Genomic DNA, 6,000 nt, shown 5'->3' with positions numbered 1-6,000 from the left:
GGCGCAGCCGCCTGCCCGCGGCCTCGGCCGGCACCGACCCCGCCTCGCGCGTGCATCCGCGGGCGATCGCGGTGGCCCGCCGCCACCGGCTGAGCCTGGACACGCACGCTACCGCCCACCTTCGCGACACCGTCGGTCCCGGTGACCTGGTGGTGGCGGTCTGCGACAACGCCTACGAAAACGCCTACGAACATCTCCCCACCCGGCCGAACCTGCACTGGTCGGTGCCCGACCCCGTGCCCGCCGACACCGACGACGCCTTCGAGCATGCCTTCACCGACCTGTCCGGCCGCGTCGACCGGCTGGCCGCCGCCCTTCCCGCCGCCCTGCCTGCACCCACCGGCTCCGCGACCTGCGACCGTTCCGCGACGAAGGACACGCCATGACGTACGCCAGCCATCCCCACCCGGATCTGACCATAGACCAGCAGCTCGCCCTGACCACCGCCGCCCGCCGGCTGACCGACGAGTTCGCCGGCACGTTCGGGACCGAGACCATCGAACGCTTCTTGCACACCAGCTACGACCAGTTCGCCAGCAAGGCCGCCATCGCCATCTTCCTGCCGCTGCTGGCCGAGCGGTTCGCCCGCCAGCGCCTGCAGGCCCTGGCCCGGGTCGAGGGTAAGGGCGACGGGCGGCCGATCGTGCTGTTCCTGTGCGTGCACAACGCCGGGCGTTCGCAGATGGCGCTCGGCTTGTTCTCCGCCCTGGCCGGCGAGCACGCCGTGGGCTGGTCGGGCGGGTCGGAGTTCGCCGCCGAGATCAACTCCGCCGCGGTCGCCGCGATGGCCGAGCGCGGCATCGACATCTCCCGCGAGTACCCCAAACCCTGGACCGACGAGATCGTCCGGGCCGCGGACGTCGTGGTCACGATGGGCTGCGGCGACGCCTGCCCGATCTTCCCCGGCAAGCGCTATCTGGACTGGGAGCTGGACGACCCGGCCGGCAAATCCGTGGAGGACGTGCGCCCGATCCGCGACGAGATCGAACGCCGCGTGCGGGCGCTTCTGGCCGAGCTCGGCGTCCCGGCCGCCGGCGCTGCGCCATGAAGGGTCTGGCCCGCCGGGCGCTGGCCGAGTTCCTCGGCACCGCGCTGCTGCTGATCGCCGTGGTCGGCTCCGGCATCGCCGCGCAGCGGCTCTCCCCGCACGACGTGGGGTTGCAGCTGCTGCAGAACTCCACCGCCACCGCCGCCGCACTGGTGGCCATCATCGTCGCGCTGGGCCCGGTCTCCGGGGCGCACCTCAACCCCGTGGTCACGCTCGCCGACCGCATCTTCAGTGGGCTGACATCCGGCGAGGCCGCTGCCTACATCGGCGCCGCCTACTGGTTCACCAGCAGCACGAGCTTCGCCAACCCTGCCGCCACGCTGGCCCGCATGCTGACCGATTCCTTCGCCGTCATCGCCCCCGCCTCCACAAGCGCTTTCCTGACCGCCGAGCTGATCGGCGCCGCGCTGGCCGTGCCGGCCATCGCGGTGCTGTATCCGCGCGTCAGCGAACGCGCCGCCGACGTCGTGGTGCCACACGAGACCACCCCACCTCCCTCGGCGCGCCAGGAGGTTACGCCAACCTGACCAGGTCATGGCCTGTATCCCTTCTCCTCCAGGTGCTCACGCAGCAGACGACGGATGCGGCCACGTCGAGCCGGTAGGCGATGCCCGCGGCGACAGCGAGGACGATGATGAGCAGACCGGAGATGCGCAAGGAGAGCGCCCAGCCGCCACTGGTCGGGCGCGGGCGTCGGGCCAGGACGACGGTGGTCGCGCACCTCCGCCTCCGCTCACCGGCTCTTGGCGGCGATGATCCGCCTGATGCCCGCCTCCCTGTGGCGCAAGGAATCTCTGCGGACGGCAACCCTACATTGCGGTGGCGGCCGCCACCGCTATCGTCGTAGCGGGCTCGCGAAAGAAGCGTCTGGTGCAGCGTAGCCGCCGCTGCTAACGTCAGTGGTGGAGCGCCGGGAAGCCTGGTCGGCAACGTAATATCGGACCGGCTCGAGGGAGGCGCCCATGCCCGGCGACCCTGTCGTGCTTCTCAGCGGCCTCACCAAATCCTTCGGCACCGTCCGCGCCCTGGCCGGCCTCGATCTGAGCGTGCAAGCCGGCGAGGTGCACGGCTTCCTCGGCCCCAACGGCGCGGGCAAAACCACCGCTCTTCGCATTCTGCTCGGCCTGCTGCGCGCTGACTCCGGCCACGCCGAACTCCTCGGCGGCCATCCGTGGCGTGACTCGGTCGAGTTGCACCGCAGGCTCGCTTACGTGCCCGGCGACGTCGTCCTGTGGCCGACCCTGTCCGGTGGCGAGGCCATCGACCTGCTCGGACGGTTGCGCGGGGGCCTGGACCAGCAGCGCAAGCAGGCCCTGCTGGAGCGTTTCGACCTGGATCCCACCAAGAAGGGCCGCGCCTACTCCAAAGGCAACCGCCAGAAGGTGGCCCTGATCGCCGCCCTGGCCTCCCACGTCGAACTGCTGCTGCTCGACGAACCGACCGCCGGCCTCGACCCGCTCATGGAGACCGCCTTCCGCGCGTGCGTCAACGACGAACGCGGCAACGGCCGGACCGTCCTGCTGTCCAGCCACATCCTGTCCGAGGTCGAAGCGCTGTGCGACCGAGTGAGCATCATCCGCGCCGGCCGAATCGTGGAAAGCGGCACCCTGGCCCAGCTGCGGCACCTGACCAGGAACACGGTCACCGCCGAACTCGACCGGATCCCGGACCACCTGCCCGGCGTGCACAACCTGGTTGCCGAGGGTACGCGGGTCACCTTCGAGGTCGAGCCCCCACGGCTCGGACAAGTGTTGCGCACGCTCAGCGACGCGGGCGTGCGCAACCTGACCTGCCGACCGCCGACCCTGGAAGAGCTGTTCCTGCGTCACTACCAGGCCGCGCCATGACCGGTACCCTGTCCCTGATACGGCTGGCGCTGCGACGCGATCGACTCCTGCTCGCAGCATGGATCCTGCTCATCGTCGGCATGACCGCGGCCACCGCCTCGGCCATCGCCGAGCTGTACCCGGGGATGGCGCAGCGGGTCGCGCTCGGCGTCACCATCGGCTCCACCCCCGCACTCCAGGCGCTCACTGGACCGGTGTATGACGCGACCTCGGTGGGCGGCCTGACCGCCTGGCGCGCCACCACGCTGGTCACCGTCCTGGTCGCGTTGATGAGCCTCTTCACTGTCACCCGGCACACCCGCGCAGAGGAGGAGAGCGGACGGGCCGAGCTGATCGGGGCGTGCCCGGTCGGCCGCCAGGCGATCCCGGCCGCGGCGATCATCGTCGCCGCGGGCGCCAACCTGCTGATCGCCCTGCTGCTGACGGCGGCGCTGACCGAGCTAGGCTTGCCAGTAGCTAGCGCGCTTGCTTTCGGGCTCGCCATCGCCGCCACCGGCTGGGTCTTCACCGCCGTCGCCGCGGTCACCTCCCAGCTGACCGAGCACGCCAAAAGCGCCAACGCTCTCGCCGTGGCGGTTCTCGGGCTGGCCTTCCTGCTGCGAGCCGGTGGCGACGCCGCCGGAATCGAGGCGCTGTCGTGGATCTCGCCGTTGGGCTGGGCACAGCGGGTGCGCGCGTTCGCCGGCGACCGGTGGTGGGTGATCGGCCTGACGGTCCTGGTCGCCTTGCTCCTCGGTGCGATCGCCGCCGCGCTCGCCCGCCGGCGCGACCTGGGTTCCGGGGTGCTGCCGTCCCGGGCCGGTCCCGCAGCTGCCCCGCCGTACCTGAACAGCCCGCTGGCGCTCGCCTGGCGGTTGCACCGCGGCTCGCTTCTGGCCTGGAGCGCTGGGTTCGCCGTGGCGGGGGGGCTGTTCGGCGCGCTGGCCCAAAGCGTGGGAGAGATCCTGCGCGACAACGCCCAGCTCGCGCAGATCCTGCAGCGGTTGGGCGGCGCGCAGGCGCTGATCGACACGTTCCTGGCTGCTCAGACTGGACTGCTCGGCCTGGTCGCGGGCGGCTACGCCGTCCAGGCCGTCCTGCGGTTGCAGGCAGAGGAGGCCACCTCGCGCGCCGAGCCAGTGCTGGCTGCGGCGGTGCCACGACGCCAGTGGACGCTCAGCCACCTGATCATGGCCTTCGGCGGCGCGGCGATGATCCTCTCCGTCGGCGGACTGACCGAGGGGCTCGCTCACGGAACACGCGCAAGTGACATCGGTAGGCAGGTCGTCCGCCTCCTCGGGGCCGTTTGGGTGCAGGTACCCGCCGTCTGGGTGACCGCGGGGCTGGCCATGCTGCTGTACGGCGCGCTCCCCCAGCTGACCGCCCTGGCCTGGGCCGCGCTGGTGGCCTTCGCGCTCCTGGGACAGCTCGGTGAGGTGCTTCGGCTGCCGGAGTGGCTGCAACGGGTTTCTCCCTATGCCCATCTGCCGCAGATGCCCGGCGGGGAGTTGGATGCCGTGCCTCTGCTGTGGCTGACCGCTCTCGCGCTGACCCTCGCCACCGCCGGGACGACTGCCTTTGCCCGCCGCGACCTGATCGGAACCTGAATGACACCCCTCATCCCGGTGATGATCGTCCGCTGCCAGTCCGGGCTGCCGGCCGTCGGCGAGGTGCTGGAGCCGTTCACCCTCGCCTATGCGGTGGCCGGCTGCATGCGCGGCTCGCACCACGCACCGCTCATGCCGGTCGCGGGCGGCCACGCGCACCCGTCACGCTTCGACGGCCCGCCGCGCGCGGTGGCCCTGGGCTTCCAGATCCACGACGGCAAGCTGATCGGCCCCCGCGACCTGTTCGCCGACCCCGCGTTCGACCGGGTTCGGCAGCAGGCGAACGAGGCCATGGACTACTTCCGTCGCCACGGCCCGTTCGAGCCGCACCGGCTGCCCCTGGACGACTTGGAGTACACGACCATGGCCGCCCTCACCAAGAAGCTCGCCGACCGCTGGACGCCGATGAGCACCGAGCTCGTGACGCCGGCCACCGAGGCGAGCCGTAGCTGAGAGCAGCAGGAGGTGCCATGAAGGCAGCAGTCGGCGACCGATTGGTGGTCGAGGGTGCCCATCAGGGCGAATCACGTCGCGTCGGCATCATTGTCTCCGTGCGCGATGACGACGGCACACCACCCTACGTGGTCCATTGGCTCGACGACGACCACGAGACCCTCGTGTACCCGGGGCCAGACGCCCACGTCGAGCATCATGAGAGCGGAAGAGGACGGTGAGAGGACGCTGCGCCGGCACGCTCGCGCCGGCACAGATCCGCAGATCCGTGGTAGCCGTCCTCTAACCGCCGGGTCCGGCACGGCGCCATCGATCGCACGCGTGCACCCAGGAGGTCTCCCACGCGGCGTAGCGGCTTCGATCGAGCAACCTCCTGAACCCCTGCAGGCCGATGATCAGCACAACCGCGGCGCCGGCCATGACCAGGAAACCCACGGTAATGCCCCCCGCCAGAGTCTCCGCGCGATCCGCCGGCGGCTTGGTCCTCTCACCCGCGCCGTCGAGCCACACGATCATCGGCGTGCCCGCCTTCGCCTCCGCCGGTGCGGCCACCTGGTCCGTCACGAGCCGACCCACTGGAGTGTCCCACTGTGCCGCAGCCCGTGCTTCTCCGATGAACTCGGTGTCCGGCGTGTCCTGCACGAGCGTCGCCGTCACCGGCTGGCGGATGCCCGGACCTGTTCGCTCGGAATACAGCCCGCCCTCGTAGGCCAGCCTTCCCGCGACGGCCACAGGCCAGATGCTGAGCAAGAACATAGCCAACGCCACCAGCACACCCAATGTCTCCAGCCGCTCGCTGCGACGCCGCAGTGGGTTGATCGAGCCGGTACCGTCGCACGCGAAGGGTCAACTCGCGTGATGCACCTCCCCTGTCTGGTTCGTTCCACCCTGCGGCGGCGACGGCGAACTCGACAGGGGCGTACGGCTTGCAGGCAGTAGCTCGGATGGAGTGGCACTCACGGTGGGCCCAAAGGCCCTGGGCCTTGAGGACCTCCGCCCCTGCGCGGAACACGTGCCCGGGTCTGGGATTGAAGAGCAAGGAGACTCCGAAAACCTACGGAGGTGC

At 70.7% G+C, this 6,000-nt stretch carries 8 protein-coding genes; 7 read left to right on the top strand and 1 reads right to left on the bottom strand.

Annotation, left to right across the window (positions count from 1 at the left end; translation table 11 throughout):
* The 7 genes from DQW85_RS05090 to DQW85_RS05060 form a co-directional block, all read left to right on the top strand.
* Window positions 1-386 (top strand): arsenate-mycothiol transferase ArsC (locus DQW85_RS05090; protein WP_420819146.1); only part of this gene is annotated, 386 nt, incomplete at its 5' end.
* Entirely contained in the window at window positions 383-1,048 is a 666-nt protein-coding gene (locus DQW85_RS46530; RefSeq protein ID WP_113699256.1) for an arsenate reductase/protein-tyrosine-phosphatase family protein, read from the top strand. The genes DQW85_RS05090 and DQW85_RS46530, both read left to right, overlap by 4 nt.
* Entirely contained in the window at window positions 1,045-1,575 is a 531-nt protein-coding gene (locus DQW85_RS05080; protein ID WP_113699255.1) for an aquaporin, read from the top strand. Before DQW85_RS46530 ends, DQW85_RS05080 begins: the two co-directional genes overlap by 4 nt.
* A gap of 435 nt (window positions 1,576-2,010) precedes the next feature.
* Window positions 2,011-2,895: an ABC transporter ATP-binding protein gene (locus tag DQW85_RS05075; RefSeq protein WP_113699254.1), complete on the top strand. Its 885-nt coding sequence runs from the start codon at window positions 2,011-2,013 to the stop codon at window positions 2,893-2,895.
* Window positions 2,892-4,481 (top strand): ABC transporter permease, encoded by a 1,590-nt coding sequence (locus DQW85_RS05070; protein ID WP_113699253.1) that lies wholly within the window; start codon window positions 2,892-2,894, stop codon window positions 4,479-4,481. Before DQW85_RS05075 ends, DQW85_RS05070 begins: the two co-directional genes overlap by 4 nt.
* Entirely contained in the window at window positions 4,482-4,934 is a 453-nt protein-coding gene (locus tag DQW85_RS05065; protein WP_113699252.1) for a fructose 1,6-bisphosphatase, read from the top strand.
* 17 nt (window positions 4,935-4,951) lie between these two features.
* On the top strand, window positions 4,952-5,155 hold the full coding sequence (locus DQW85_RS05060) for a DUF1918 domain-containing protein (RefSeq protein ID WP_113699251.1): 204 nt from the start codon (window positions 4,952-4,954) through the stop codon (window positions 5,153-5,155).
* Window positions 5,156-5,216: 61 nt separating this feature from the next.
* Here DQW85_RS05060 and DQW85_RS05055 read toward each other — a convergent pair whose 3' ends face one another.
* Entirely contained in the window at window positions 5,217-5,744 is a 528-nt protein-coding gene (locus DQW85_RS05055) for an Rv1733c family protein (RefSeq protein ID WP_476703595.1), read from the bottom strand.
* Window positions 5,745-6,000 lie beyond the last annotated feature (256 nt).

The sequence above is a fragment of the Nonomuraea lactucae genome (assembly GCF_003313395.1).
In the GTDB taxonomy this organism is placed as follows: Bacteria; Actinomycetota; Actinomycetes; order Streptosporangiales; family Streptosporangiaceae; genus Nonomuraea; species Nonomuraea lactucae.
This window is presented reverse-complemented; position numbering and strand designations above follow the sequence as displayed.

Coding starts and splice junctions, on each gene's coding strand:
- DQW85_RS46530 (WP_113699256.1), top strand. CDS start 383: ATGACGTACGCCAGCCATCCCCACCCGGATCTGACCATAGACCAGCAG.
- DQW85_RS05080 (WP_113699255.1), top strand. CDS start 1,045: ATGAAGGGTCTGGCCCGCCGGGCGCTGGCCGAGTTCCTCGGCACCGCG.
- DQW85_RS05075 (WP_113699254.1), top strand. CDS start 2,011: ATGCCCGGCGACCCTGTCGTGCTTCTCAGCGGCCTCACCAAATCCTTC.
- DQW85_RS05070 (WP_113699253.1), top strand. CDS start 2,892: ATGACCGGTACCCTGTCCCTGATACGGCTGGCGCTGCGACGCGATCGA.
- DQW85_RS05065 (WP_113699252.1), top strand. CDS start 4,482: ATGACACCCCTCATCCCGGTGATGATCGTCCGCTGCCAGTCCGGGCTG.
- DQW85_RS05060 (WP_113699251.1), top strand. CDS start 4,952: ATGAAGGCAGCAGTCGGCGACCGATTGGTGGTCGAGGGTGCCCATCAG.